This is a genomic window from Streptomyces rugosispiralis (assembly GCF_024505145.1).
GTDB lineage: Bacteria > Actinomycetota > Actinomycetes > Streptomycetales > Streptomycetaceae > Streptomyces > Streptomyces rugosispiralis.
The window spans coordinates 38,656-64,050 of record NZ_JANIAA010000034.1 but is presented as its reverse complement, the minus strand read 5'-3'; the positions used below and the strand labels follow the sequence as shown (position 1 = coordinate 64,050).

Annotated in this window: 21 protein-coding genes; 16 read left to right on the top strand and 5 right to left on the bottom strand. The window is 72.4% G+C overall.

From position 1 onward, the window contains the following. A complete protein-coding gene (locus NP777_RS35020; RefSeq protein ID WP_256654219.1) occupies window positions 1-2,988 on the top strand; it encodes a protein kinase domain-containing protein in 2,988 nt (995 codons plus the stop codon). Here the strand turns inward: NP777_RS35020 and NP777_RS35015 are convergent. Then, entirely contained in the window at window positions 2,985-4,538 is a 1,554-nt protein-coding gene (locus NP777_RS35015) for an AMP-binding protein (protein ID WP_256654218.1), read from the bottom strand. The two genes, NP777_RS35020 and NP777_RS35015, sit on opposite strands and share 4 nt — an antisense overlap. A gap of 146 nt (window positions 4,539-4,684) precedes the next feature. Here NP777_RS35015 and NP777_RS35010 point away from each other — a divergent pair, with 146 nt between their 5' ends. The 3 genes from NP777_RS35010 (at window position 4,685) to NP777_RS35000 (ending at window position 8,042) form a co-directional block, all read left to right on the top strand. Continuing rightward, window positions 4,685-5,848 (top strand): acyl-CoA dehydrogenase family protein, encoded by a 1,164-nt coding sequence (locus tag NP777_RS35010; RefSeq protein WP_256654217.1) that lies wholly within the window; start codon window positions 4,685-4,687, stop codon window positions 5,846-5,848. A gap of 7 nt (window positions 5,849-5,855) precedes the next feature. Further along, window positions 5,856-7,013: an acyl-CoA dehydrogenase family protein gene (locus NP777_RS35005; protein ID WP_256654216.1), complete on the top strand. Its 1,158-nt coding sequence runs from the start codon at window positions 5,856-5,858 to the stop codon at window positions 7,011-7,013. 471 nt (window positions 7,014-7,484) lie between these two features. Next, window positions 7,485-8,042 carry an ATP-binding protein gene (locus NP777_RS35000; protein ID WP_256654215.1) on the top strand — a complete coding sequence of 186 codons (558 nt, stop codon included), beginning with the start codon at window positions 7,485-7,487 and terminating at the stop codon, window positions 8,040-8,042. A 272-nt stretch (window positions 8,043-8,314) separates the two neighbouring features. On the opposite strand, the gene NP777_RS34995 is transcribed toward NP777_RS35000, so the two are convergent. Beyond that, entirely contained in the window at window positions 8,315-9,241 is a 927-nt protein-coding gene (locus NP777_RS34995) for a cyclase family protein (protein WP_256654214.1), read from the bottom strand. A 110-nt stretch (window positions 9,242-9,351) separates the two neighbouring features. Here NP777_RS34995 and NP777_RS34990 point away from each other — a divergent pair, with 110 nt between their 5' ends. The 11 genes from NP777_RS34990 to NP777_RS34940 all read left to right on the top strand — a co-directional run bounded on the left by NP777_RS34990 (window position 9,352) and on the right by NP777_RS34940 (window position 21,000). Next, entirely contained in the window at window positions 9,352-10,263 is a 912-nt protein-coding gene (locus NP777_RS34990) for an SDR family oxidoreductase (RefSeq protein WP_256654213.1), read from the top strand. Window positions 10,264-10,347: 84 nt separating this feature from the next. Next, entirely contained in the window at window positions 10,348-11,817 is a 1,470-nt protein-coding gene (locus NP777_RS48230; protein ID WP_256654212.1) for an acyl-CoA dehydrogenase family protein, read from the top strand. Then, window positions 11,814-13,280, top strand: coding sequence for an aldehyde dehydrogenase family protein (locus NP777_RS34980; RefSeq protein ID WP_256654211.1), 1,467 nt, complete (start codon window positions 11,814-11,816; stop codon window positions 13,278-13,280). The genes NP777_RS48230 and NP777_RS34980 overlap by 4 nt, the downstream gene beginning before the upstream one ends. A gap of 22 nt (window positions 13,281-13,302) precedes the next feature. Further along, a complete protein-coding gene (locus NP777_RS34975; protein WP_256654210.1) occupies window positions 13,303-14,352 on the top strand; it encodes a Zn-dependent alcohol dehydrogenase in 1,050 nt (349 codons plus the stop codon). Between the two features lie 97 nt (window positions 14,353-14,449). Continuing rightward, the gene (locus NP777_RS34970; protein WP_256654209.1) at window positions 14,450-15,205 is read left to right on the top strand and encodes an HAD family hydrolase; all 756 of its coding nucleotides are present in this window, start codon (window positions 14,450-14,452) and stop codon (window positions 15,203-15,205) included. Further along, the gene (locus tag NP777_RS34965) at window positions 15,202-16,239 is read left to right on the top strand and encodes a LacI family DNA-binding transcriptional regulator (protein WP_256654208.1); all 1,038 of its coding nucleotides are present in this window, start codon (window positions 15,202-15,204) and stop codon (window positions 16,237-16,239) included. Before NP777_RS34970 ends, NP777_RS34965 begins: the two co-directional genes overlap by 4 nt. Before the next feature lie 57 nt (window positions 16,240-16,296). Next, complete coding sequence (locus tag NP777_RS34960; RefSeq protein ID WP_256654207.1) at window positions 16,297-16,956, top strand: 2'-5' RNA ligase family protein; 660 nt, start codon at window positions 16,297-16,299, stop codon at window positions 16,954-16,956. A 171-nt stretch (window positions 16,957-17,127) separates the two neighbouring features. Then, on the top strand, window positions 17,128-18,036 hold the full coding sequence (locus NP777_RS34955) for a carbohydrate ABC transporter permease (RefSeq protein WP_256654206.1): 909 nt from the start codon (window positions 17,128-17,130) through the stop codon (window positions 18,034-18,036). Then, window positions 18,033-18,923, top strand: a complete 891-nt coding sequence (locus NP777_RS34950; RefSeq protein ID WP_256654205.1) for a carbohydrate ABC transporter permease — start codon at window positions 18,033-18,035, stop codon at window positions 18,921-18,923. Before NP777_RS34955 ends, NP777_RS34950 begins: the two co-directional genes overlap by 4 nt. 59 nt (window positions 18,924-18,982) lie before the next feature. Then, window positions 18,983-20,365: an ABC transporter substrate-binding protein gene (locus NP777_RS34945; protein WP_256654204.1), complete on the top strand. Its 1,383-nt coding sequence runs from the start codon at window positions 18,983-18,985 to the stop codon at window positions 20,363-20,365. Then, complete coding sequence (locus tag NP777_RS34940) at window positions 20,365-21,000, top strand: hypothetical protein (protein WP_256654203.1); 636 nt, start codon at window positions 20,365-20,367, stop codon at window positions 20,998-21,000. Before NP777_RS34945 ends, NP777_RS34940 begins: the two co-directional genes overlap by 1 nt. Window positions 21,001-21,056: 56 nt before the next feature. Here the strand turns inward: NP777_RS34940 and NP777_RS34935 are convergent, their stop codons facing one another. After that, on the bottom strand, window positions 21,057-22,106 hold the full coding sequence (locus tag NP777_RS34935; RefSeq protein ID WP_256654202.1) for a GlxA family transcriptional regulator: 1,050 nt from the start codon (window positions 22,104-22,106) through the stop codon (window positions 21,057-21,059). A gap of 127 nt (window positions 22,107-22,233) precedes the next feature. Between NP777_RS34935 and NP777_RS34930 the strand changes: the two genes are divergently transcribed. Further along, window positions 22,234-23,577, top strand: coding sequence for an MFS transporter (locus NP777_RS34930; protein ID WP_256654201.1), 1,344 nt, complete (start codon window positions 22,234-22,236; stop codon window positions 23,575-23,577). Between the two features lie 230 nt (window positions 23,578-23,807). On the opposite strand, the gene NP777_RS34925 is transcribed toward NP777_RS34930, so the two are convergent. Together NP777_RS34925 and NP777_RS34920 are read right to left on the bottom strand one after the other, a co-directional pair. After that, window positions 23,808-24,425: a flavin reductase family protein gene (locus NP777_RS34925; protein WP_256654200.1), complete on the bottom strand. Its 618-nt coding sequence runs from the start codon at window positions 24,423-24,425 to the stop codon at window positions 23,808-23,810. A 152-nt stretch (window positions 24,426-24,577) separates the two neighbouring features. After that, on the bottom strand, window positions 24,578-25,393 hold the full coding sequence (locus tag NP777_RS34920; protein WP_256654199.1) for an enoyl-CoA hydratase/isomerase family protein: 816 nt from the start codon (window positions 25,391-25,393) through the stop codon (window positions 24,578-24,580). Between the last annotated feature and the right edge of the window lie 2 nt (window positions 25,394-25,395).

Below are 25,395 nucleotides of genomic sequence, written 5' to 3'. Positions count from 1 at the left end.
GTGGAGGAGTACGCGGGCCGGGTGCTGGCCGACCGCTATCGCCTGCCCCTGCCGCCTGCCGACGAGTACGAACTCGTCGAGACCCGCGCCTTCGACACCTACAGCGGGCAGGAAGTCCATCTGCGGCAGATACCGCTGCCGGAGGTCGTCGAAGCGGAAGTCGTGGGCGACGACGCGCGGTGGGGCGGCGGGCCGTCGGGGCGTAACGGCACGTTCGCCGGTGCCGGGCGTACGGCCCGGGGCGGCGGTGACCCGGCCGTCCGGCGCGCCATCGCGGCGGCGACGTCCGCCGCGCAGATCCCCGACCATCCCCGGCTCGGCCAGGTCTTCCATGTCTTCGCGGAGGCCGGGAGCCTGTGGATCGTCAGCGAACTGGTCTCCGGCCGCCCGCTGGCCGCGCTGCTCGCCGAGGGCACGCTGTCCCCGCACCGTGCCGCCGAGGTCGCCAACGACGTCCTTACGGCGCTGCGCGCCCTGCACGCCCACGGCTGGGTCCACCGCAACATCACCGCCCGTACGGTGCTGTTGTGCGACGACGGGCGCGCGATGCTCACGGGGCTGGCGGCGGGTGCGGCGGAGGAGGCGCTGTGCGGCTACGACCCCGTTCCGGCGGCCGCGTCCTCGCCCGCTCCGGATGCCGTGTCCGCTGCGGAGGATGGCCCGTCGGCTGATGGCCCGTCGGCTGATGTCCCGGCTTCCTTGCCGCCGGGCTCGTCGGGTTCCGGCGACCACCCGGACTCGGCCGAGCGGGGTCCGGCTGCGGCGCAGGGCCTGGCCGCGCGAGGGGACGAAGGGCGCGCCGCCATCCCCGGGGCCCGTACGGCCGAGGGCGGCGAGGCACGGCCGCACGGCGGCCCGCGCTACCACGACCAGGGCGCCGGGGGAGACTTCCTGCCGCCGGGCCGCCCTTACGGTGGCCATGAACCGGCGGGCGCGGTCCGCCCCGACGAGCCCGCGGGCGCGGCCCGGCCCGACGCCGACGGCCGGGAACACGGCGGCCAGGGCAGATCGCCGGGCCTGCCCGAGCCACGATCGCCTTACGGCGACCACGCGGTGCTGGAGGCGAGTTCGGGGCCGGACGCCAATGGCTCGGCGGGTCCGGGCGCCGGTGGTCCGGGCGCGGGCGGTCCGGCGGGTCCGGGCGCCGGTGGTCCGGTGAGGTCCCGCCCCGGCGGTCCGGTGTATCGGGACCAGGTGACGCTCGGTCCGGGGGCTGGTGGGCCCATGGCGCCCTACCGGGATCAGGCGGCCGCCGGTGGGCTGCCCGGCCCGCGACGGGCGGGACAGCCGGGACAGCCTGGGGACCGGGAGGAAGCACGGGGCGGTGTCGGCGCCGATGCGCCGAACGCGGCCGCGCGGGCGGCGCGGGCCAGCGCCATCGCCGCCTACGCGGCGGGTGCGCGAGCCGCCGCGCGGGCCAACGTCGACGCGGCCACCCGCTCCCCGCACGCCCCCGACCCCGCCCCGACGCCCGCCCCCGAGCCAGATCCGGAGCCGGTGACCGGCGGCGCCCGCTGGCCCGGTCAGCCGGAGGCCGCGGAGAACGCCCATCCGTCCGACGCCCAACCGTCCGCATCCGAAGGCCCGTCCGCCCCCGAGGGCGGCTCCTGGGACTCCGGCGGAGCCACCGGCGGCGGCCCCGCCACCGCGCTCGCCGCCGAACGCGCCCGCCAGGCCCGTATCGTCGTGGTCGGCGCCGTCACCGAGCGATGGGCGCCCGAGCAGGCGGGCCCGGTCCATGAGAACTGGCGGCTGGCGCCCCCGGTCGGCCCCGCCGCCGATCTCTGGGCGCTCGGCGCGCTGCTGTTCCGCGCGGTGCAGGGCCATGCCCCGTACCCGGAGGAGAGCGCCGCCGAGCTGGTGCAGATGGTCTGTGGGGAGGCGCCCGCGTACGCGGAGGAGTGCGGTCCGCTGCGCCCCGTCGTCGAGTCGCTGATGCGCCAGGACCCCACCGAGCGCCCGGACTTCGAGGAGCTGCGCGGCTGGCTGCGGTCCCTGATCCGGTCGGCGCCCGAGCCGGACGTCGGCATCAGCACGGTCACGGTGCCCTCGCTCGGCTCCGGTGGCACCTCCGACCCCCGGCGGCTGCCGATCGTCCGCAGGCGCGGCTGGCTGGTGCGCAGGGGCCGGGGCCGCCGCCCCGCCGCCGCGCCCGACGCGCCGGTGGGCCATGCGCGGCACCGGCGGGACAAGCGCGAGAAGCGGGAGACGAGAGAGAGCCGGGAGACCCGGCAGGCTCCTCCGGCGCCCACCACCCAGCGCAAACCGCGCAAGCTGGGGCGGATGCTGCTGCTCCTGATCCTGCTGGGGCTGGCGGCCGCGGTGCTCTACGCGACGATGTTCATGCCGCGCTCCAAGGACGACGGCGGCCAGGGGCGTACGGGCTCGGCCGGTGCGCCCAGCGCGGCGCCGAACGACCCCGCGGACGGCGACAAGAGCGGCGGCGACAAGGGCGACGGCAACCAAGGGGAGGCCGGAAAGCCCGCCGGCTCCGGCGACCAGGAGCCGCAGTCCACCGACCCGGCCGGGCTGGCGAAGGGCTTCGCGGTCCGTAAGGACCCCAAGGGGTTCAAGGTCGCCGTGCACGACGGCTGGACCCGCCGGGGCGAGAACGGCCGCGGCCAGATCCGCTACATCGGTGGGGACTTCGAGCTGGTGGTCGTGGCCGGGCGGGACAAGATGTCCGAGTTCGGCGGCGACCCGATGGCGTACCAGCAGGACCGCGAGGCCGAACTGTCCGCCTTCCGCGGCTCCTCCTGGGCCTCCTCCTCCGGGCTGCGGCGGATCGACGTCGGCCGTACGGCGATGGCGGAGGGCGCGTTCACCTGGCGCGACAGCAGCGGGCGGAATGTGTACGCGCGCAACCTCGCGATGCTGATCGACGGCCGCTACCACGTGGTCCTGGTCATCGGCCCGTCCGATGAGCGCCGGGCGGTCAACCAGTACTTCGAGCAGGCCACGGCCACGTACAGCACGACCAACGGCTAGCCCTGGGCGGCTCCCGCCGCGAACCGTTCCCGCAACTGGTACTTGAGCACCTTCCGCAGCGTCTCGTTCCGCGGCAGCGCGGCCACCACCTCGAGCCGCTCCGGCAGCTTGTGCACCGAAAGACCGGCCTCCCGCAGATACGACACGGCCCGGCCGAGCGTCAGCGCCTGCGCCCCGGCCGGCTGCTCCACGACGGCGCAGACCAGTTCGCCCCGGTCCGGGTCGGGCAGACCGATCACCGCCACATCGCCCACGTCCGGGTGCTGGTACAGCAGCTGCTCGATCTCCTTGGCCGAGATGTTCTCGCCCTTGCGGATGATGATGTCCTTGACCCGGCCGGTCAGCACCAGATGGCCGCTCTCCGTAAGGTGGCCGAGATCGCCCGTAAGGAAGAAGCCGTCCGCGTCGAACGCCTTACGGGTCTCGGCGTCGTCCAGATATCCGGCGCAGACCGCCTCGCCGCGCAGCCGCACCTGACCGTCCACCACCCGGATCTCCATCTCCTTGGGCGGCCGTCCCTCGGTGGTGGCGAGGTTCTCGTCCGTGTCGTCCGGCGCCCCCATGGTGATCATGGGGACTTCGGTCATCCCGTAGCCGTGGGTGAGGGTGCAGCCCAGCTCCCGTACGACCTCGTAGTAGAGCTCGGGCGGCTTGGGCGCGCCGCCGCCCGCGAGGAGCCGCAGGGTGGGGATGAGCCGGCGCGAGGGGTCCTTGCGCTGCTCGGCCAGGAACATCGAGTAGAAGGCGGTGCTGCCGCCCGCGACCGTCACCCCGTGCCGCCGGTACGCGGGCAGCGACTCCGGCAGCGAGAAGTGCTCGAGCAGCACGGCCGGGAAGCCGTAGAGCAGCAGCATCACGGTGTAGTCGGGCCCCGCGACATGGGCGTACGGAAAGGCCATGGACCCGACGTCGTCCGGGCCGAGCCGCAGCGCGTGGGCGAGGCAGGCACCGGCGGCGATGAGGCTGCGGTCGGTGTGCAGCACGCCCTTGGGGTCCGAGGTGGTGCCCGAGGTCCAGTAGATCCAGCGGACGGCCCGTCCGTCGGTGGGCGGTGGCGGCAGCCGCAGCGCCTTGGGGTCGGCCACCGGCAGCGTGTGGTACGCCTCGAAGACCATCGGTGGCTCCGGCAGTTCGGCGGCCAGGCGGTGCGCCATCGCGGTGTGGTCGAAGCCGCGCCACTGGCCGGGTACGGCGAAGAACCGCGCCCCGGACGCGCGGAGCGCGAACCGCACCTCGCGGTCGCGGTAGTACGGGATGAGCGGGGTCTGCACGGCGCCGAGGCGGGCGAGCGCCATGGTCAGCACGACCGTCTCGATCCGGGTGGGCAACTGCCAGGCGACCCGGCTGCCGGGGCGTATCCCCAGCTGATACAGCCCGGCGGCGGTCCGCTCGGCGCGGGTGCGCAGGGCGCCGAAGGTCAGCCGCCGGTCGTGGCGGGCGGAGGCGGTGGCCTGGAGCAGGGCGGGGGCGTCGGGGGTGAGGGCGGCGCGGCGCTCGAGCAGTTCCCACAGCGTCGCCGAGCCGCCGAGCTCATGCGCGATGTCGGTCATCCCGGCCTCCCGTGGGACGGTAGCTGACGACCCATCAGATAGTGCTCGAAGCGTAAGGGCGCGTGCCTTGTCGGTCCAGGGGGTGCGGGCTAGCCTGCGGAAGCCACCTTGTCTGACGGACCATCAGAAACGGAGGTCGGCCGCTGATGGATCTCACCTACACGGAGGACGAGGAGGACTTCCGGCACCGGCTGCGCGCCTGGCTCGCCGAGGTCCTGCCCAAGCTGCCGGACCGCCCGCACCCGGCCGACTGGCCCGGCCGCCGCGCCTATGACTGCGGCTGGCAGCGCATGCTCCATGAGGCGGGCTACGCCGGGCTGCACTGGCCCGAGGACGCGGGCGGCCGGGGCGCGACGCCCACCCAGCATCTGATCTTCCTGGAGGAGACCGAGCGGGCCGGTGCGCCCTATGTGGGCGCGGGGTTCGTCGGACTGCTGCACGCGGGCCCCACCATCGCGGCCGAGGGCACCTCCGAGCAGCGGGCGCGCTGGCTGCCGCCGATCCTGCGCGGGGACGAGGTCTGGTGCCAGGGGTTCTCCGAACCGGACGCCGGCTCCGACCTGGCGTCGCTGCGCACCCGGGCGGTACGGGACGGCGATGAGTACGTCATCAGCGGAAGCAAGATCTGGACCTCGCACGCCGAGATCGCCGACTGGTGCGAACTATTGGTGCGCACCGCGCCGGTAAACGCCGACACGCCGAAGCACCGGGGCATCACCTGGCTCGCGATGCCGATGGACGCGCCCGGGGTGACCGTGCGGCCGCTGCGGACCCTGGCCGGGACGGCGGAGTTCGCCGAGGTGTTCCTGGACGAGGTGCGGGTGCCGGTCGGCCACCGGGTCGGTGCGGAGAACGACGGCTGGCGGGTGACCATGGTGACCCTCTCCTTCGAGCGCGGTACGGCCTTCGTGGGCGAGGTGGTCGCCTGCAGGCGGGTGCTGGAGGCGCTGGCCCGGACGGCGCGGGCCAATGGGCGCTGGGACGACGCGGTGCTGCGGCGCCGGTTGGGACGGCTCGCGGCGGAGTGCGCGGCGCTGTGGCGGCTCACCCAGTGGAACGTGAGCGAGGCGCAGCGCACCGGCGGGGTGCCGGGCGTCGGCGGCTCGGTCTTCAAACTGCGCTTCTCGCAGGTGCGGCAGGAGCTGTACGACGCGGCCGCCGAGGTGCTGGGGCCGGACGCGCTGGACGCCGGTCAGGAGTGGGTCGCCGACCGGCTCTCCTCGCTCTCGTACACCATCGCGGCGGGGACCTCGCAGATTCAGCGGAACATCGTGGCCGAGCGGATCCTCGGCCTGCCGAAGGGACGGTGAGCGGGGCGTGGACTTCCAGCTCACGGACGACCAGCGGGCGCTGCGGACGGGGATGCGCGAACTGCTGGCACGGCGCTTTCCGCGCACCCGGCTGCGGGCGGTGGTGGACGGGGCCGCGGGGTGGGGCGACGGGGACGCGGCACGGGGCGACGGGGGCACGGCGCGGGGTGGGGAGCTGGACCGGGCGCTGTGGCGGGAACTGGGCGCGGCGGGCCTCTTCGCGCTGCGGGTACCGGAGTCGTCGGGCGGGGTGGGGCTGGGGCTGCCGGAGGTGGTGCTGGCCTTCGAGGAGGCGGGCCGGGCGCTGCTGCCGGGGCCGCTGGTCGCGACGGAGCTCGCGGCGGGGCTTTCGGGATCTCTGGCGGCGGGTGCGGCCCAGGGCGAGACGGTGGTGACGGCGCTGGACGAGGGCGGTGCGCCGGTCGAGCATCTGGCCTCCGCCGATGTGGTGCTGGCGCTGGGGCCGACGGCGGTCGAGGTGATTCCGGCGAAGGAGGTGGCGCGTTCGGCGCAGCCGATGCGATCGATCGACCCGGCCACCCCGCTGCACCGGTCGACCCCGACCCGAACCCGGCTGGACCGGGTGGAACAGGCGGCCCAAGCGGGCCAGGCGGCCCAAGCGGCCCAAGCGGTCCAGGCGGTCCAGGCGGACCAGACCGGCCAGGCGGATCAGACCGGCCAGGCGGATCAGACCGGCCAGGCGGGTCCGGGTCGTTCGGGCCTCGCCGTCCGGTTGCGGCGCGAGGCGGCGCTGCTGACCGCGGCCCAACAACTGGGCAGCGCCTCCCGTACGGTCGAGCTCGCGGTGGACCACGCCAGGCACCGCACCCAGTTCGGCCGGCCGATCGGCGCCTTCCAGGCCGTACAGCATCTGTGCGCCCAGATGCTGGTTCGTGCCGAATCGGCCAGAAGTGTGGTGTATGCCGCGGCGGTCACAGAAGACCCGGGTGACATCGCGGCGGCCAAGTTGCTCGCCGATGAGGCCGCTGTCCACAATGCCCGCGATTGTCTGCAAGTTCACGGCGGGATGGGCTTCACCTGGGAGGCGGACGTCCACCTCCATCTCAAGCGGGCCTGGGTGCGGGCAGGTCAGTGGCAGTCCGGGGCGGCGGCGGAGGAGGAACTGGCGGCCGGGCTCGTGTCGACCGTTGAAACATGTTTGTAGCCGGGCTCGATGGATACGCCTGAATTGTTGGGATGTCGCATTCTCTGGGGAGATCCCCAGAGCTTCCGAGGTGACCGAGCGTTGATACCAGGTTGTTTCCTAGGCGTGACTCGTCACAGGGTGGAGTCGGGCCCGGGCTCGGGTACTCTCCGTGGGGTGCGAGCGCTTATGGGGTTCGAGAAGCCCGGCGTTGCCCATGGGGCGATTCCGGGCATGACGACGTGCCCCGCTCGCCTGGGGTGCGCGACGCCCCAGCCTCGATGTTCGAGTCCTCGGGACGCGTGTCGCACAGTATGCCCCACGCATACTCCTTGGCGCTGGAATATGACCGAAGCGCTTGTTGGGGTGACTGTACGTCAACCATGCTGTCGCGCACGGGGGTACCTCCCAGCGGTGGCTGGGGGAGTGTCACGGTCCGTGACCGCTTGGAGGTACAAGGCGATGTGTCTGCCGGTTCGGATGGTGTGAGCAGTGCAGGTGCTTCAGGCGCAGATGGAGGTCAGGCCCGACCCGGCGGAGGTGAGTCGTGCCCGTCGGTGGGCCCGTTCGCGGCTTGTCGGATCCGGTATCGGAGCCGATGAGCCGCTCGCCGAGACGTTGATCCTGCTCATTTCCGAACTCGTCACCAACGCCGTGGTGCACACCGGCTGTCCGGCCGTGCTGCGGATGCTCTTCCCCGCCCAGTCGATGGGCGGCGGGAGCGGTGCCGGTGCCGGAGGCGGGACGCCGAGGCCGTTCACCAGCCGGAGTGCCGATGTGGGAACGGTCCGGGTCGAGGTCGCCGACGCCAGCGACCGCGCTCCGCGCCAGCGCTGCGCCGATGAGGAGGACACTCATGGGCGCGGTCTGGAACTGGTCGACGGTCTCGCCGACCGCTGGGGCTGGCAGCCGGAGGGCTCCGGGAAGCGGATCTGGTGTGAAATCGACCGCGCGAAGGGCGAAGAGCCGCTCTCCAAGAAGCGAGCGGCCTCTCATGTGCCGTCACACATGGGGCGAATCAGGCAAAGTCCAGACCAGGTGTTGACGTGACGTGTTCGGTTGATCACTCTAGGATCAGCGATTCGTCGCGAGGGGACGCCGAGGGCTGTGGCGTCTCTGTGGACCGTGTGTTCACAGGGACGTTCCTTGGCGAGTGCGGGTCGCGCCCCCGCTGCTGAAACAGGGCTCAGCGCCGGGAGCCGGGTGGCGGTGCGCGGTGCCGTGCTCGGGGCGCGCATGAGCGCACCGCCACCCGAAAGAGACCGGCCCGCCGTCCCCTCCGCAGGCATGGGAGATATCGGGGCGTCAGCGGCGTTGAGCCGTCAGAGGATCGCGACGGGTGCCACGGGTGAGCCCGTGCCGCCGACGAACGGCTCCGGCGGGGCCGACAGCAGAAAGGCGTAGCGCCCCTCCTCGGCGCAGGCCTCGGAGAGTTCCTCCAGATTCCAGTTCTGGCCCTGGAGCATGCCCATCTCGACCAGGTCGAGGGCGTGGACCGGCATCCAGAGGTCCTCGATCTCCGGTGGGAAGGCCTCGAAGGTCAGGGTGTCATTGGCGACCGCCGCCACGTCGCGGGCGTGGAACCACTCGGGCGTGCGCAGCGACAGCCCCGGTGAGGGGAACGCGTACGCCTCCTTCTCGCCCGCCAGATACCGCTGGATCTGCCCGGTGCGGACGAGCGCGATATCGCCGGAGCGCACCCTCGTTCCGGCCAGTTCCTCGGCGGCGTCGAGGTCTTCGGGGGTGACCACATGTCCCTCGGGCAGCCGCTCGGCGCCCCGGGCCCTGGCCACATCGAGCAGCATTCCGCGCGAGACGAGGGGCCCCGCCTTGTCGATACCGCTGAAGGCGGCGCGGCCATGGGAGGTGATGGAGCCGGCGGGACGGCCGTTGTAGATCCTGCCGGAGTGCGAGACATGGGCCAGCCCGTCCCAGTGGGTACCGGCCTGGAGCCCCATCGTCACGGCGTCGTCGCTGGTCGCCACCGTGTCCGGGCCGAACATCTCGAAGTTGACCGCGATCATCGTATGCAGCGGGTTGACCCGCCCGGGGATCATTCCGGTCTGGACGCCGTCCTGTCGCAGCGGCACCGCGAGCGGTACGCGACGGCCGGTCCGTATGGTCGCGGCGGCCTCCCGGACCACGGCGTCGGTGATCAGGTTGAGCGTGCCGATCTCGTCCGCCGTCCCCCAGCGGCCCCAGTTGTTGACGCGCTTGGCGATCTCGTGGAACTCGGCTGGCAGCGGCATGGCGTCTCCTTCGGTGTTCCCGGTCGACGTTTGTGTGCGGGGGCTTGTACTCGGGCCGCGTCTGCTCAAAAATCTAACGGACCGTCAGAAACTCCGGGAGGGGACGCGACGTGGGCAACTTCTTGGACGGCAAGGTGGTCGCCGTCACCGGGGCTGGACGCGGTATCGGACGAGCGGTGGCCCTGGCCTGCGCGGCCGAGGGGGCACAGGTCGTCGTCAACGACTACGGGGTCTCGATCGAGGGCGGCGAACCGAGCAGCGAGGTCGCCGAGGCCGTGGTCAAGGAGATCGCGGCGGCGGGCGGCGAGGCGGTCGCGGTCGCCGACGACGTCTCGGCCATGGCCGGGGGCCAGCGGATCGTGGACACCGCGCTGGAGCGGTACGGACGGCTGGACGGGGTCGTCTGCGTCGCCGGGATCCTGCGCGAGCGGATGCTGTTCAACATGTCAGAGGAGGAGTGGGACCCGGTCGTCGCCACCCATCTCAAGGGCACCTTCACGGTCTTCCGGGCGGCGTCGGCCGTGATGCGCCGCCAGCGCTCCGGCACCCTGATCGGGTTCACCAGCGGCAACCACCAGGGCAGCGTGGCCCAGGCCAACTACGCCTCCGCCAAGGGCGGGATCATCTCCCTGGTGCGCAGCGCCGCGCTGGGGCTGCACAAGTACGGCGTCACGGCGAACTGTGTCGCCCCGGTCGCCCGCACCCGGATGTCCGCCAACGTACCGATGGAGCTCAAGGAGATCGGCGAGCCGGAGGACGTGGCGGCCCTGGTCGTCTATCTGCTGAGCGAACGCGCCCACGCGGAGCGGATCACCGGGCAGGTCTATACGATCGCGGGCCCCAAGATCGCGGTCTGGGCCCAGCCCCGTGAACTGCGCGCCGGATACACCGAGGGCGCCTGGACCCCGGAGAAGATCGCCGACTTCCTCCCCGGCACGGTCGGCACCGACCCCATGCCGATGCTGGCCCAACTGGAGGCCATGGCCCGGGCCGCCGCCGACGGCCAACGCCCCAACGCCTGACCCCGGCAAGGGCGGGGCGTGCCGGAACAACCCACCAGGGCCGACGAGGGGAACAACCCACCAGGGCCGACGAGGGGAGAGGCTGTGGACTTCGCTTTCGGGACGGAGGACGAACGGTTCCGCGCCGAGGCGCGCGACTGGCTGGCCGAGCACTTCACCGGGCCGTTCGCCGCACTCAGGCAGCAGACCGGCGGCCACCCCGGCGAGGCGCACGGCGACATGGCCGTCCGCCGCGCCTGGGAGCGCGAGCTCGGCACGGCCGGCTGGATCGGCCTGGGCTGGGACCGTACGGACGGGGCGTACGGAAACCGCGCCGCGACGCTGACCCAACAGGTCGTCTGGGCCGAGGAGTACGCCCGCGCCGGGGCGCCCGGCCGACTGGGCCATATCGGCGAGAACCTCCTCGGGCCCACCCTGCTCGCCCATGGCGACTCCGCCCAGCGCACCCGCTTCCTGCCGCCCATCGCCCGTGGCGAGGAGGTGTGGTGCCAGGGCTACAGCGAACCGGACGCCGGTTCGGACCTCGCCGGGCTGCGGACCCGCGCCGTCCGCGACCCGGGCGAGGGCACCTATCGCATCACCGGGCAGAAGATCTGGACCTCCCTCGCCCATGAGGCCGACTGGTGCTTTGTGCTGGCGCGCACCGAGGAGGGCTCACAGCGCCATCATGGACTCTCCTTTCTGCTGGTGCCGATGGACCAGCCGGGACGGATCGAGGTGCGGCCGATCCGGCAACTGACCGGGACCGCGGAGTTCAACGAGGTGTTCTTCGACGGGGCCGTGGCCCGCGCCGAACACCTCGTCGGCGGCGCGGGCCACGGCTGGCGCGTGGCCATGAGCCTGCTGGCGGTGGAGCGCGGGGTCTCCACCCTGGTCCAGCAGATCGGCTTCGCCCAGGAGCTGAGCCGGGTGGTGCGGCTGGCGCTGGAGACCGGCGCCGCCGAGGAACCCGTCCTGCGTGACCGGCTCATACGGCAGTGGGCCGAGCTCAAGGCCATGCGCTGGAACGCCCTGCGCACCCTGGGCAGCGCACAGAGCCCCGCCCCGAACTCCGCCCGGCCGACCCGGGACCCCGCTCCACGGAAGGCCGCCCCCGATGACCTCCCCCCGAGGAGCGCGGACCCCCGGGCCCCCGGCTCACCCGGCCCCGGCTCGCCTGGCGTTGGCTCACCCGACCCCGGCTCACCCGACCCCGGCTCACCCGACCCCGGCTCACCCGACCCCGGCTCACCCGGCCCCGGCCCGCGGCACTCCGGCCCGCAGCACTCCGGCCCGCCGTACTCCGGACCGCAGGACCCCGGCGCGCCCAGCGTCGCCAAGCTGCTGTGGGGCGGCTGGCATCAGCGGCTCGGCGAGCTGGCCGTGCAGGTGAGAGGCGCCGCGGCCGCACTCGGCCCGGCGCGCTGGACCGCCAGCCGGCCGTACGAACTCGACGCCTTCCAGCGTCTCTTCCTCTTCTCCCGCGCCGACACCATCTACGGCGGCTCGGACGAGATCCAGCGCACCATCATCGCCGAGCGCGTACTTCACCTCCCCAAGGAATCACGCCGATGACGAAGACCTACGCGCACTGGATCGGCGGCTCGTGGCGGGCTCCCGGGAACGGGCACTACCCCGTCATCAACCCCGCCACCGAGGACACCGTCGGCCATGCCCCCGAGGCCGACCCGGCCGATGTGGACGCCGCGGTCCGGGCCGCCCGGGCCGCGTACGACGGCTGGTCGCGCACCGCCCCAAAGGAGCGCGCCGCCGTACTCGACCGGGCCGCCGATCTGCTCGCCGAGCACGCCCCGGACCTGGTGCCCCTCGTCCAGGCGGAGACCGGGGCGACGCTGCGCGTCACCTCGTCCCTCCAGGTGCCCCCGGCGATCGACCGCTTCCGCCGCTATGCGCGCGGCGCCCTCGAACCGGACACCGTGCCGCTGGCCCCGCTGCCCCTGGCCGCCACCCCGCTGGCGCCCGGTGGGCTGATCGGGGCGGCAGCGGCCCGCCGTCCCCTGGGTGTCGTCTGCTGCATCACCTCCTACAACTTCCCTCTCACGAATCTCGCGGGCAAGGTGGCCCCGGCCCTGGCCATGGGCAATACGGTCGTGGCCAAACCCGCGCCGCAAGATCCGCTGTGCTGTCTCGAGCTCGGCCCCCTGCTGAAGGAGGCCGGGCTCCCGGACGGTGCCTTCAATGTCGTCACCGGCTCGCGCGCGGCCGCCGGCGAGGCGCTGGTCGCGCACCCCGGTGTCGACATGGTCAGCTTCACCGGATCCACCGCCGTGGGGAAGAAGATCGCCGAATCCGCGGGGCGGTCGATGAAGCGCACCCTGATGGAACTCGGGGGCAAGGGCGCGGCCATCGTCCTGGGGGACGCCGACGAGCGAGTGATCGCGTCGGCGGTCGGGGCGGTCGGTTCGACCTTCTCCTTTCACAGCGGACAGATCTGCACGGCGCCGACCCGTGTGCTCGTACATCGATCGCTGTACGAGAAGGTCATCGCCGCACTCACACACTACGCAGAGTCACTGAAGATCGGGGACCCTGTGGATAACTCCACGGTCGTCGGTCCGTTGATCTCCGCCGCGCAGCGCGATCGCGTCGAGGCGTATGTCTCCGGCGCCCGTGAGCAGGGCGCCCGGATCGTCGTGGGCGGCGAACGCCCGGCGCTCAAGCCCGGCTTCTACGTCGCCCCCACGCTGATCGCCGACGCCGACCCCGCGATGACCGTCGCGCGCGAGGAGTTGTTCGGCCCGGTCGTCGTGGCCCTGCCCTTCGACGACGAGGACGAGGCGGTGCGGATCGCCGACGCCACGCCCTACGGCCTCTACGACTACGTCTTCAGCGCCGACGCGGGCCGCGCCTGGGCCCTCGCCGCCCGTCTGCGCAGCGGAAACGTCGGCATCAACACCGCCCAGCGCCACCCCGAGACACCGTTCGGCGGCTTCAAGGAAAGCGGAGTCGGACGCGACGGCGGCTCGTTCGGCCTGCACGCGTACAGCGAACTCCAGTCGCTGGTCTGGGTCGCCTGAAGGCACCGGAAGGGTGATGAGCATGAGAGGCGTCATCTTCGACGGCACCGCGCCGCGCGTGGTCGAGGACTTGGCGGTGCGCGACCCCGGCCCCGGCGAGGTGCTGGTGCGCATCGCCGCAGCGGGGCTGTGCCACAGCGATCTGTCGGTCGTGGACGGCACCATCCCCTTCCCCCTCCCCGCGGTCCTCGGCCACGAGGGCGCGGGCGTGGTCGAGGAGGTCGGGCCGGGCGTCACCCATGTCGCGCCCGGTGACCATGTGGCGCTCTCCACCCTCGCCAACTGCGGGACCTGCGCCGACTGCGCCCGCGGCCGCCCCACCATGTGCCGCGCGGCGATCGGCCGGCCGACCCGGCCGTTCCGCCGCGGCGACGAGCGGCTGTACAACTTCGCCTCGAACTCCGCCTTCGCCGAGCGCACCCTCGTCACCGCCGTCCAGGTGGTGCCGATCCCCGAGGACATTCCGCTCGTCCCCGCCGCCCTCATCGGCTGCGCCGTCCTCACCGGCGTCGGCGCCGTGCTCAACCGCGCCAAGGTGGACCGCGGGGAGTCGGTCGTCGTCATCGGCAGCGGCGGCATCGGGCTCAATGTGCTGCAAGGGGCCCGGATCGCCGGGGCGTCGCCCATCGTCGCCGTGGACTCCAACCCCGCCAAGGAGCCGATGGCCCGGCGGTTCGGCGCGACCCACTTCCTGCCCTCCACCGACGCCGTACGGGAGATCCTGCCGACCGGCGCGGACCACGCCTTCGAATGCGTCGGCTCGACCCGGCTCATCCGCCAGGCCGTCGATCTGCTCGACCGGCATGGCCAGGCGGTGTTGCTCGGGGTGCCGCCCGCCGACGCCGAGGCGGCCTTCCGCGTCTCCTCCATGTATCTGGACAAGTCCATCCTGGGCTGCCGCTACGGCTCCTCACGGCCACAGGCCGACATCGCGCTGTACGCCGACCTCTACCGGCAGGGGCTGCTGCTGCTGGACGAACTCGTCAGCCGGACCTACCCCTTGGAGGACTTCGCCAAGGCCGCCGACGACGCCCACCACGGCCGGGTGGCACGCGCCGTGCTCACCTTCTGAACGGGCGGCGTCCGGTGGGTCCGACGACGAGGTCTGTTCACCCTGCCTTCCCGTCGCCGCTGCCCGGCTTGTGGGTCTCGCCGGTTACGTTGCCCTGGTGGAACGTTCCCGCCTGGATGGCGCAGCCGAGACCGCAGCCGAGACCGCAGCCGATGTGACGGCCGGTATGGCAGCCGATGCGGCAGCCGGCCTGGACACCCCTCTCACCGTGGTCTTCGACCTCGGCGAGGTGCTGACGCGGCCGCGCGGGCTCTCCGGTCTGGAGGAACGGCTGGCCGGGCTGCTCGGCGTGGAGGAAGCGGCGTTCGGCGAGGCGTACTGGGCGCATCGTGACGCCTACGACCTGGGCAGTTCCGACACCGCCTACTGGTCGGCGGTGGCCGGCGCACTCGGCGCCCCGCTGCGCCCCGGCACGGTCGACGCGCTGGTGAGCGCCGAAGTCGAGATCTGGACCCGGCTCGACGGCGCCTCCCAGGCCCTGGTGGAGGACCTGGGGCGGCAGGGCACCCGGCTCGCGCTGCTGTCGAACGCCCCCCACGCGCTGGCCCGGACCGCCGAACGCAGCGACTGGTCCGCGCACTTCGACCGGCTGATGTTCTCGGCGGACCATGGCCTCGCCAAGCCCGATCCCGCCGTCTACCAGCGGATGACCGAGCTCCTCGGCACACCGCCGGAGCGCGTCCTGTTCTTCGATGACCGCCGTAAGAACATCGACGCGGCCAGGGAGCACGGCTGGGACGCCCGGCTGTGGACCGGGGCCACGGCCGCCCGCGCCGTCCTCGCCGACCGCGGCCTGCTGCCCGACGGGCCGACCCCGGACGGTTCCATGAGCTGTGGTACTGGTAGCCGGTGACGGAGGAAAAGGCCAACAGGGCGCCCACGATCATCGACATCGCGCGGGAAGCGGGGGTGTCGAAGTCCGCGGTCTCCCGGGCCCTGCTGGGGCAGGGACGCATCAGCGAGGAAGTCCGCTCGCGGATCCTCGACGCCGCCCAGCGGCTCGGCTACGTCAAGAACGCCATGGCGCAGGGGCTGGTCGCGCAGCGGACGCACACCCTGGGAGTGCTCGTCCGCGACGCCGTCCGCCCCTTCTACGGACATCTCCACGCGGCGCTCCAGGGGCGCGCCATCGAAGGCGGCTACAGGGTCGTCACCGCCACCGGTGTACGGGACTTCGCCCTCGCCGAGGAGCGCCGTGCCCTGCAGACGCTCCTCTCCCTCCGAGTCGAGGGGCTGGTGGTGTGCAGCGGTCTGCTTCCGGCCCGGGACATCGCCCCCTTCGTGGAACGGGTGCCGACGGTCGTCGCCGGACGGCCGGAGCCGCATCCGGCCATCAACAGCGTCTACTGCGACGAGGAGGACGGCGCGGAGCAGCTCGTGGAGCACCTGGTGTCCCTCGGGCACCGCCGGGTGGCCGTGCTGCTGGTGCCGGAGGCGCTGTCCATCACTCAGTACGCCCGTACCGCCGCGATGGTGAGCGGCCTGCGGGTACGCGGTGTCGACACTGTCGTCACCGAACTGGCCGACGGCCCGGAAGCCCCCGCCGACGCGGTGCCCGCGCTGATCGAGGACCGCGAGATAACGGCGATCATGTGCCCCCAGGACGACGTCATGGTCAGCGTCCTGGAACGGCTGCGTCGAGCCGGAGTGCGGGTGCCCGACGACATGTCGGTCACCGGCTTCGACGGCGTCGGGCCGCTCACCACCCCGCTTCTCGGACTGACCACGCTGCGTCAGCCGTTGGACGAGGTCGGCCGACGCGCCATCGACCTGCTGCTGGAGCTCCGCGAGGACCGCTCCATGCCCACCCGCCACATCCCCCTGCGCGGGGCGCTGGTGGCCGGAACCACCACCGCCCCACCCCCAACCCATCCCGCGCGGCGCTGAATCCGGGGGGCCGCCCGCCGGAGCCCGGAGCCGCGCCGCTGACGTACCGGAGAAACCATGTCCGCGCCCTCGGCCGCCTCGTCGTTCCGCTACGGCGTCTTCCTCCGCCCCGACCCCGGCACCTGCGCCCTGCTGACCGATCTCCATCTGCTGCTCAGGCAGCAGTACGGGCTGGTCTCCTGCGCCGCGTACCCGCCCCATGCCACCCTCATGGGCAATATGCCCACCGACGCGTCCGAGGACGAGCTGGCCGATCGGATGGGCACGGCCCTGGCGGGCACCGCCTCCTTCACGACGTACAACCTGGGCATCGAGAGGGGCGGCGGCGGCATCGGGTTCAATCTGCACGACCTGCCCGATGGCTCCCCGAATCCCGGGATCACCGCCCTGCTCGACACGGTGCGCCGGGCGATGGCGCCCGTGGCCAAGCCAATGGACCACTACCGTGCCAATCCGCTGGACCCCGGCCGCTTCCGCGCGCATCTGTCCATCGCCTCCCATGAGCTGCTGCTGCGCCCCGAACTCCGCCCGGAGATCCTCGATTTCGTCGAGGGCCTGGGATGGGAGCCGCCGCGGAGCTTCATGGCCGACACGGTCTCGCTGTTCCGCTTCCGGAGCGCGGACTGGCATGCGCAGTGGTGGCGGAATATGACCTGGGACCACGTCCGCAGCTGGCGTCTGGAGCCGGACGCGGCGGTGGCCCTCGATGCCGCGTGACGTTCCCGCGAAGTCCCCGTGACCTCCCCGCACCCGGGCGCCGTGCCCCTGAGAAGTCGCCCCGGCGGCGGCAGGGCCGCGCCCTGGGGCGCGTGGCGCCGCTGAGGACGTTCGTCGGGCCGTAACCTTTCGGCCGCCCCCAAGACGTCGATGCCGCATAGCTTTTCAGCCATGTGCGGGAACGTTCCACCACTGAAGCGCGCGGGCCCTCGTCGCCCCCGGCTCGGCCCCTGGCTGACCGTGCCGACGCTGCTGTTGATCGCTGTCTTCCTCTACTGGCCCCTGGGGCGCGGCATTTGGCTGAGCACCCGGGGGACCGATCTGCTCGGCAATCCGACCCGCTCGGTCGGGTTCGACAACTACACCCAGTTGCTGACCGACTCGGCGAGCCGCCGCGTGCTGCTCACCACGCTCATCCTTACGGTCGCCAGCGTGGCCATGGCCACGGCGGGGGCGCTGGCGGCCGTGCTGCCGCTGCGCCGCCGCATCGTCGGGCGCCGCGTCTTCCAGCTCGTCTTCTCCCTTCCCTTCGCCTACTCCGCCGCGTCGGCCTCGGCCTGTTTCGCCGGGCTGTTCGCCCCGTCGGTCGGCACGCTCAACCACGTGCTGGCGAAGCTGGGGTACGAGGGTCCGCCGTGGCTGCAGTCCCCGGGGTGGGCGATGCTGTGCGTGGCCCTGGCGACCGCCTGGTACGAGTTCGGGTTCGCCGTCCTCGTACTGACGGCCGCTGTCCGGAATCTGCCGCCGGAGGTGCTGGAGGCCGCGGAGCTGGACGGGGCGAGCGGTCTGCGTCTGGTGCGCAGCGTGATCGTGCCGTTGATCTCGCCCAGCCTGTTCTTCCTCGCCGTCACCCAGACGATCAGCGGGCTGCAGATCTTCACGCAGGTCCAGGTGCTCACCCGGGGCGGCCCCTCCGACGCGACGACCACCCTGGTCGTGGAGCTGTATCAGCGGGCCTTCGGCGGCGGGGTGCCCGACTACGGCCGGGCCTCGGCCATCGCGGTCGTACTGCTGGCGCTCGTCCTGCTCGTCACCGCCGTGCAGTTCCTCGTCCTCAACCGCCGGGTGACCACCTCATGACCGTCACCACGACACCCACGCGCCCCACGGTCACCGAGGCCACCGCGGCAGCCCGGAGGCCGCGAAGGTCGCGCCCTCCGCTGCGCGCACGCGACATGGTGCGCTGGCTGTGGCTCGTCGTCCTTACGGCCGTCATCGGCTTCCCGGTATACGTCACGCTGCTGACCGGGCTGCTGTCGCCGCAGGACGTGGCGCACGGGACGCTGCTGCCCACGCGGCTGACCCTGGACAACTTCCGTGAGGCGCTGCGCAATGTGCCCTTCGGGCAGCAGTACGTCGTCAGCGTGCTCGTCACCGCCCTGCAGACGGGCGGCCAGCTGCTGACGTCCTCACTGGCCGCGTACGCCCTGGTGTTCCCGCGCTGGAGGGGGCGCGCGGTGGCGTTCGCCGTGATCGTCGCCACCCTGGCGATCCCCGGTGAAAGCCTGGTCATCCCGAACTACGAGCTCGTCACCGGCCTCGGGCTGCGCGACTCCCTCCTCGGGATCACCTTGCCGTTCCTCGCCGCCGGGTACCCGGTCTTCCTGCTGCGGCAGGCGTTCCTCACCCTCCCCCGGGAGGTGTGGGAGGCGGCGCGGCTGGACGGCTGCGGCGATCTGCGCTGCCTCTTCCTCGTCGTCCTCCCGATGGCCAGGCCACAGGTGACGGCGGCCACCCTGTGGAGCGCGCTGGCCGCCTGGAACGGCTACTTCTGGCCGCTGCTCATCACCGACTCCCCGGACCGGCGCACCGTCCAGGTGGGGATCTCCCAGTTGGTCAACGCCGAGTCGACCAGCCCCGGCGTGATCTATGCCGGTACCACTCTCGTCCTCCTCCCCACCCTCCTGCTCGTCATCGTGGGCCAGCGCTTCCTGCTCCGCGGCCTCGCCCGCACTTCCCCGCGCTGACACCGCTCTCCCCGCCTCCCGCACTCCTTCCCGAGCTCCCTTCCCGGAGGAACATCACCATGCGCAGAAGCGCGTCCGTCCTCGCCGCCCTCGTGGCGCTGGCCGCCCTCAGCGGCTGCGGCGACAACGGTAAGAACGACACCGGCGATTCCGGCCGGGCCCCCGGCCCCGAGGCCCTCAAGGCCGCCAAGGGGCCCGTCACCGTCACCCTGTGGCACGGCCTCGGCGACAACAACGCCGTGGCGCTCCAGAAGCTCGTCGACCGGTTCAACGCCCAGCACCGCGGCAAGATCGAGGTCAAGGCCGTCTACCAGGGCCAGTACCCCGACGTGCTCGCCAAGTACACCGCCGCCATCCGCGACAAGAGCACCCCGAGCCTGCTGCTCTCCTACGACATCAGCACCGGCTTCCTGCACGACGCGGGGCAGACCGTGCCCGCCCAGGACCTGGCGGAGGCCAACCCCGGCACGCTGTCCCTGGACGACATCCGGCCCGCCGCGCGCAACTACTACAGCGCCCAGGGCAAGCTGATGGCCGTTCCCTTCAACACGTCGATGCCGATGCTCTACGTCAACGACGACCTGCTGAAGAAGGCCGGGCTGCCCGCGAACACGCCCCTGAACACCCTGGACCAGGTGGTCGCCGCCGCGAAGACCGTCCACCGTAAGGTGCCGAAGGCCGGGGGCCTGGTGCAGCCCTTCGACACCTGGTGGATCGAGCAGTTGACCGCCGCCGCCGGAGTGCCCTACTGCGGGCCCGACAACGGCCGTAAGGGCGGCACCGCGTCCAGTGTGAGGCTCACCAGCCCGCAGCAGCGCAAGGCCATCGGCGCGGTGAGCGATCTCTACACCAGCGGCGCCGGACTGGACACGGGTGAGGACGGCTCCAACGCCGTGACCGCCTTCCAGCAGGGCAAGGTCGCGATGATGTTCAACAGCAGCGGAGCCGCCGGGAAGGTCAAGGAGGGCGCCGACTTCCCCTACCGGGCCCTGCCCTATCCGCTGTCCGGCCCGGCCGCGACCTCCGGGCCCGTCGTCGGCGGCGCCGCCCTGTGGGTCAACGGCCCCGGCCACAGCGCCGCCGAGCAGGCCGCCTCCTGGCAGGTGGCCGCCTTCATGGCCTTGCCCGCGTCCCAGGAGGAGTTCAGCCGCGCGACCGGCTACGCGCCCATCAACAAGAAGGTGGACGCCCTGCCCGGGCAGCGGAAGACCCTCGCCGCGCGGCCCGATCTCAAGGCCGTCATCGACCAGTTCAACAAGACGCCCGCCACCACGGCCGCGGCGGGATGCCTCACCGGCGCGATGCCCACCGTGCGCGCCGATGTGCTCGGCCCGATCCAGTCCGCCTTCGCCGGGAAGACGCCGCTGGACACCGCGCTGAAGAACGCCGAATCCGCCGCCAACCGCGATATCGACCGCTACCGGGAACAGGCAGGTCAGTGATGCGAGACAACCCCCATCGCTACGGAGTCTTCCTCCGCTCCGATCCGCACACCTGCGCGGTGCTCGCCCGGCTGCACCTGCTCATGAAGCAGCAGTACGGCCTCGTCTCGTGCGCGGCGTTCCCGCCCCACGCGACCCTCGCGGGCAATGTGCACGCCACGGTCACCGAGGAGGAGCTGATCGCGGTACTGGATCCGCTGCTGTCCGGGACCACGTCGTTCACCACGTACAACTCCGGTATGGACCGGCACGGCAAGGGGTTCGCGTACAACGTGCACCATCTGCCGGACGGGACGCCCAACCCCGAGATGGTCGACCTGTTGGTCTCGGTGAACGCCGCGCTGGAGCCGGTGTCGTCCATTCAGCCGGACTTTCTCTTCAAACCCTTCGACCCGGCGGAATTCCGGGCCCATCTGTCCGTGGCCTCCCATGAGCTGACCCTGCGGCCCGACCTCTACGAGGAGATCGGGGAGTTCCTGGACACTCTGGCCGCGGACCCGCCCAAGCGGTTCACCGCCGAGACCATCTCGCTGTTCCGCTTCCACAGCGGCGACTGGAACGCGCAGTGGTGGCGGGACATGACCTGGGAGCACGTCCGCAGCTGGCGGCTCCGGGGCGCCGAGGCGGCCGTGTGACAACACCGCGGCGGCCCCGAGACGGCGGGGGAGTGGCCGTGACGGGCTGAGCGGCCTTACGCGCGGGCGTCGGCGCCGGGAGCCGTACCGGCCTCGGCGCCCGCGCGGAAGGTGCGGCGGTAGGCGGTGGGGGAGACGCCCACCGCCGCCTGGAAGTGCTGGCGCAGGGACGCGGGGGAGCCGAAACCGGCCTCGCGCGTCACCTGGTCCACCGACAGATCGGTGCCCTCCAGGAGATGACGGGCCCGCTCCACCCGCTGCTGGGTCAGCCACTGCCCCGGGCTGACACCGACCTCCTCGCGGAAGCGGCGGGTGAACGTCCGTACGCTCATCGCCTCCTGGGCGGCCAGCTCCCGCAGCGAGATGGGCCGGTCCAGCCGGCCGAGAGCCCAGGCGCGGGCCGTCGTCGTGGTGGCCTGCTGGGGCTCGGGCATCGGGCGCGGGATGTACTGGGCCTGGCCGCCGTCGCGGTGGGGTGGCACCACGCTGCGCCGGGCCACGTCGTTGGCGACGGCCGTGCCGTGGTCGCGCCGCACCAGATGCAGACACAGGTCGATCCCCGAGGCGACACCGGCCGAGGTGAGCACATCGCCGTCGTCCACGAACAGCACGTTCGGATCGACCTGGACGGTCGGGAAGAGGCGCTGGAAATGGTCGACGCTGGACCAGTGGGTGGTGGCGGGCCGGCCGTCGAGGAGCCCGGCGGCGGCCAGCACGAACGAACCGGTGCAGATGGACACCCAGCGCACGCCCGGCCGGGCATGGGCCAGCGCGGTGCCGAGCGGCTCGGTCATCCGGCCCTCCTCGTGGACCGGGCCGAGCTCGTACGAGGCGGGCACCACGATGGTGTCGGCCTCGGCGAGGGCCTCGGGGCCCTGCTCCACGGCGATCGGGAAGTCGGCGTCCGTGGGCACCAGACCGGGCTCGGGGGTGCAGGTGACGACCTCGTACAGCCGCCGGCGGTCGGCGGAGCGGGCCTTGCCGAAGATCCGGTACGGAATGCCCAGCTCGAAGGGGATCACGCCGGGGAGGGCGAGGACGACGACGCGGTGGCGCCTGCCGGTGGTCCCGGGCGGGGAATGCGGCGGGGGCTGGGGTGGGGACACTTCCGGCCTCCCGTCGTTCGGAAACGGCCCTACGTCGGACACGACCCCAAAGGGTGTGGCCCGATCCTAGCGAATGCTGTCCCTCGGGCCACTCGTCCGCTCCGATCCGCTGTCCGATGCTGGTCCGGTGACGCAGACGACCGATCTCTCCGAAGCCCCTGAACAGGACGAACAGCCGGATCAGCCCGCCCGGCCCGGACGGCGGGCCCTCCTGCGCCTACCGCACCGCGCCTGGTCGGTGGCCGCGATCACCTTTGTGACGATCATCGGCGCGGCCGGATTCGCCTCCCTGCCCGGTCTGCTCATCGATCCGCTCCACGAGGAGTTCGGCTGGTCGCGCGGCACGATCGGGTTCGCGGTCTCCGTCAACCTCGCCCTCTATGGGCTCACCGCTCCCTTCGCCGCCGCCCTGATGGATCGCTTCGGCATCCGTAAGGTCGTCGCGTCCGCGCTCGTCGTCATCGCGGCCGGTGGCGGCCTTACGGTCTTCATGAGCCGGCCCTGGCAGCTCATCCTGTGCTGGGGTGTGCTGGTCGGCCTCGGCAGCGGCTCCATGGCGCTGGCCTTCGCCGCGACCGTGACCAACCGGTGGTTCGTGACCCGGCGCGGTCTGGTCACCGGCATCCTTACGGCGGGCGGGGCCTCCGGGCAGCTGATCTTTCTCCCGCTGCTCTCCTGGATCGTCGAACGGCACGAATGGCGGCCCGCCGCCATCACCGTCTCGGTCGCCGCGCTGGCGATCGTCCCCCTCGTCTGGCTGCTGCTGCGCGACCACCCCTCGGACGTGGGGGTCGCCGCGTACGGCGCCGACGGGCCGCCCGCCCCGCGGCCCGCGCCCCGGCGCGGTGCGGCCCGGCGTGCCGTCACGGCCCTCGCCTCGGCCTCGCGCACCGGCTCCTTCTGGCTGCTCGCGGGCGCCTTCGCGATCTGCGGCGCCTCGACGAACGGCCTCGTCAAGACCCACTTCGTGCCCGCCGCGCATGACCACGGCATGCCGGTGACGGCCGCCGCGAGCCTGCTCGCCGTCATCGGCGTCTTCGACATCGTGGGCACGGTTGCCTCCGGCTGGTTCACCGACCGCTTCGACGCGCGACGGCTGCTGGCCGTGTACTACGCGCTGCGCGGGCTTTCCCTGATGTTCCTGCCGATCCTGCTGGACGACGCGGTCCATCCGCCGATGCTCTTCTTCATCGTCTTCTACGGTCTCGACTGGGTCGCCACCGTGCCGCCGACGATGGCGCTGTGCCGGGAGCAGTACGGGGAGGACAGCGCGATCGTCTTCGGCTGGGTGCTCGCCTCCCACCAGGTGGGGGCCGGGGTCGTGGCCTTCCTGGGCGGCGCGGCGCGGGATGCCTTCGGCTCGTACGACCTGGTCTGGTACGGCGCGGGGGCGCTGTGCGCGATCGCCGCGCTGATGTCGCTGGTCATCCAGCGCGGCGCGGGCGCGAAGACGGCGTCGGCGACGGTCTAGGGGGCCGACGGACCTTGCCGCCCGCGGCGGGCTGTTCCCCTCCCCTCCCGCTCCTTCCCGGCACCTGACGATATGCGGCTCCGCCGCGTGCGGGGCTCCGCCCCAGCCCCCGGTAAGGCCGCGCGGGCTTACGGAGACGGGCCGTGAGGGTGTACGGAGGCGGGGCGCGCGGGCTTACGGATGCGGGCCGTTAGGGTGTACGGGTGCGGCAGCTTACGGATGCGGGCGGCTCAGGGAAACGCCGTGAACTCCCCGAACGAGCCCCGGTGGAAGAGCAGCGGCCCCGATCGCGCCGCCGACTCGTCCGTGCCCAGCGCCCGGACGCGGCCCACCACGACCAGGTGGTCGCCGCCCGTGTGCACGGCGTGGACCGCGCAGTCGATCCACGCCGGGACGTCCGCGAGCCGCGGTGAGCCGGTGACCGGGGACGCCTCGTAGCGGACGCCCGCGAATTTGTCGGGGCGCCGGGACCCGCTGACCGCGAAGGAGCGGCACAGCTCGCCCTGGTGCGCGCCCAGGACGTTGACGCAGAAGACGCCCGCGCGGGCGATGCGCGGCCAGGACGTGGAGGTGCGGGCGACCATGAAGGCGATCAGCGGCGGGTCCAGCGACAGCGAGGCGAAGGACTGGCAGGCGAAACCGGCCGGTCCGTTCTCGTCGACAGTGGCGATCACGGTGACCCCGCTGGCGAAGTTGCCCAGCACCCGGCGGAATTCGGCCGGGTCGACCGGGGGCCGCTCATCGGCGCGCACACAGCGCAGCTCCGGCGGGGGCAGTGGATCGACCGGTCGTACGGAGGCGGTCGGCGAGCCGACCGCCCGGAGGTAGCGGACGGCGGTTGCGGCCATACCGGCGTGTCCCATCATGGCCCGTCCCCCTTTCTGGCTTGCTCGGGTTTCTTCAGTGCTTTCTCGGATTCCCTGACAGCGCGGTTCCTCAGCGGCTTCAGCAGTCTCAGTGGCCCTCAGCAGTCTCAGTGGCTTCAGCAGCCTCAGTGGCCTCAGCGGCCTCGGTACCCAGGTGGCCGGCGCTCGATGAACGCGCGGACGCCCTCCTGCGCGTCGGCCGTGGTCATGTTGATCTCCTGCGCCGCCGCCTCGGCGGCGAACGCGGCCGGGCGGTCGGCCTCCAGGGAGGCGTTCACCAGCGCCTTGGTGAGGGCCAGGGCGCGGGTGGGACCGGCGGCGAGGCGCTCCGCCCAGGCGCGGGCGGTCTTGGCCAGATCGTCGTCCGGGACGACCCGGTTGACCAGCCCCAGCCGCTCGGCCTCGGCGGCGGGCAGCGCGTCGCCGAAGAACATCAGCTCCTTCGCGCGTTGCGGGCCGATCAGCCGGGGGAGGAGATACGCACCACCTCCGTCGGGGACCAGACCGCGGCGGATGAACACCTCGATGAAGACGGCCGATTCGGCGGCCAGCACCAGATCGCAGGCGAGGGCCAGATGGGCGCCGAGCCCGGCCGCGGTGCCGTTGACGGCGGCGATCACCGGCTTCTCGCAGTCGAGGACGGCGGCGATGAGCCGCTGCGCGCCACCGCGGATCAGCCGGGCGACATCGCCCGCGATCCGTTCCGCCCCGTCCGGGGCGCCGCGCAGATCCGCTCCCGCGCAGAAGCCCTTGCCGGTGGCGGTCAGCACGACGGCCCGGACGGCCGGGTCCGCGGAGGCCTGGTCCAGCCGAGAAATCAGCTGTTCTCGCTGGTCAGGGGTGATGGCGTTCATCGCCGTGGGTCGGTTGAGCGTAATCCACGAGACGCCGTTGTCAGTGGTGTGCCGTAGAACGGAGTCACGTGAATCTTCAAGGGGGGAAGAGGTCATGG

Coding starts and splice junctions, on each gene's coding strand:
- NP777_RS35015 (WP_256654218.1), bottom strand. CDS start 4,538: ATGACCGACATCGCGCATGAGCTCGGCGGCTCGGCGACGCTGTGGGAA.
- NP777_RS35010 (WP_256654217.1), top strand. CDS start 4,685: ATGGATCTCACCTACACGGAGGACGAGGAGGACTTCCGGCACCGGCTG.
- NP777_RS34995 (WP_256654214.1), bottom strand. CDS start 9,241: ATGCCGCTGCCAGCCGAGTTCCACGAGATCGCCAAGCGCGTCAACAAC.
- NP777_RS34980 (WP_256654211.1), top strand. CDS start 11,814: ATGACGAAGACCTACGCGCACTGGATCGGCGGCTCGTGGCGGGCTCCC.
- NP777_RS34975 (WP_256654210.1), top strand. CDS start 13,303: ATGAGAGGCGTCATCTTCGACGGCACCGCGCCGCGCGTGGTCGAGGAC.
- NP777_RS34960 (WP_256654207.1), top strand. CDS start 16,297: ATGTCCGCGCCCTCGGCCGCCTCGTCGTTCCGCTACGGCGTCTTCCTC.
- NP777_RS34955 (WP_256654206.1), top strand. CDS start 17,128: ATGTGCGGGAACGTTCCACCACTGAAGCGCGCGGGCCCTCGTCGCCCC.
- NP777_RS34950 (WP_256654205.1), top strand. CDS start 18,033: ATGACCGTCACCACGACACCCACGCGCCCCACGGTCACCGAGGCCACC.
- NP777_RS34945 (WP_256654204.1), top strand. CDS start 18,983: ATGCGCAGAAGCGCGTCCGTCCTCGCCGCCCTCGTGGCGCTGGCCGCC.
- NP777_RS34940 (WP_256654203.1), top strand. CDS start 20,365: ATGCGAGACAACCCCCATCGCTACGGAGTCTTCCTCCGCTCCGATCCG.
- NP777_RS34925 (WP_256654200.1), bottom strand. CDS start 24,425: ATGGCCGCAACCGCCGTCCGCTACCTCCGGGCGGTCGGCTCGCCGACC.
- NP777_RS34920 (WP_256654199.1), bottom strand. CDS start 25,393: ATGACCTCTTCCCCCCTTGAAGATTCACGTGACTCCGTTCTACGGCAC.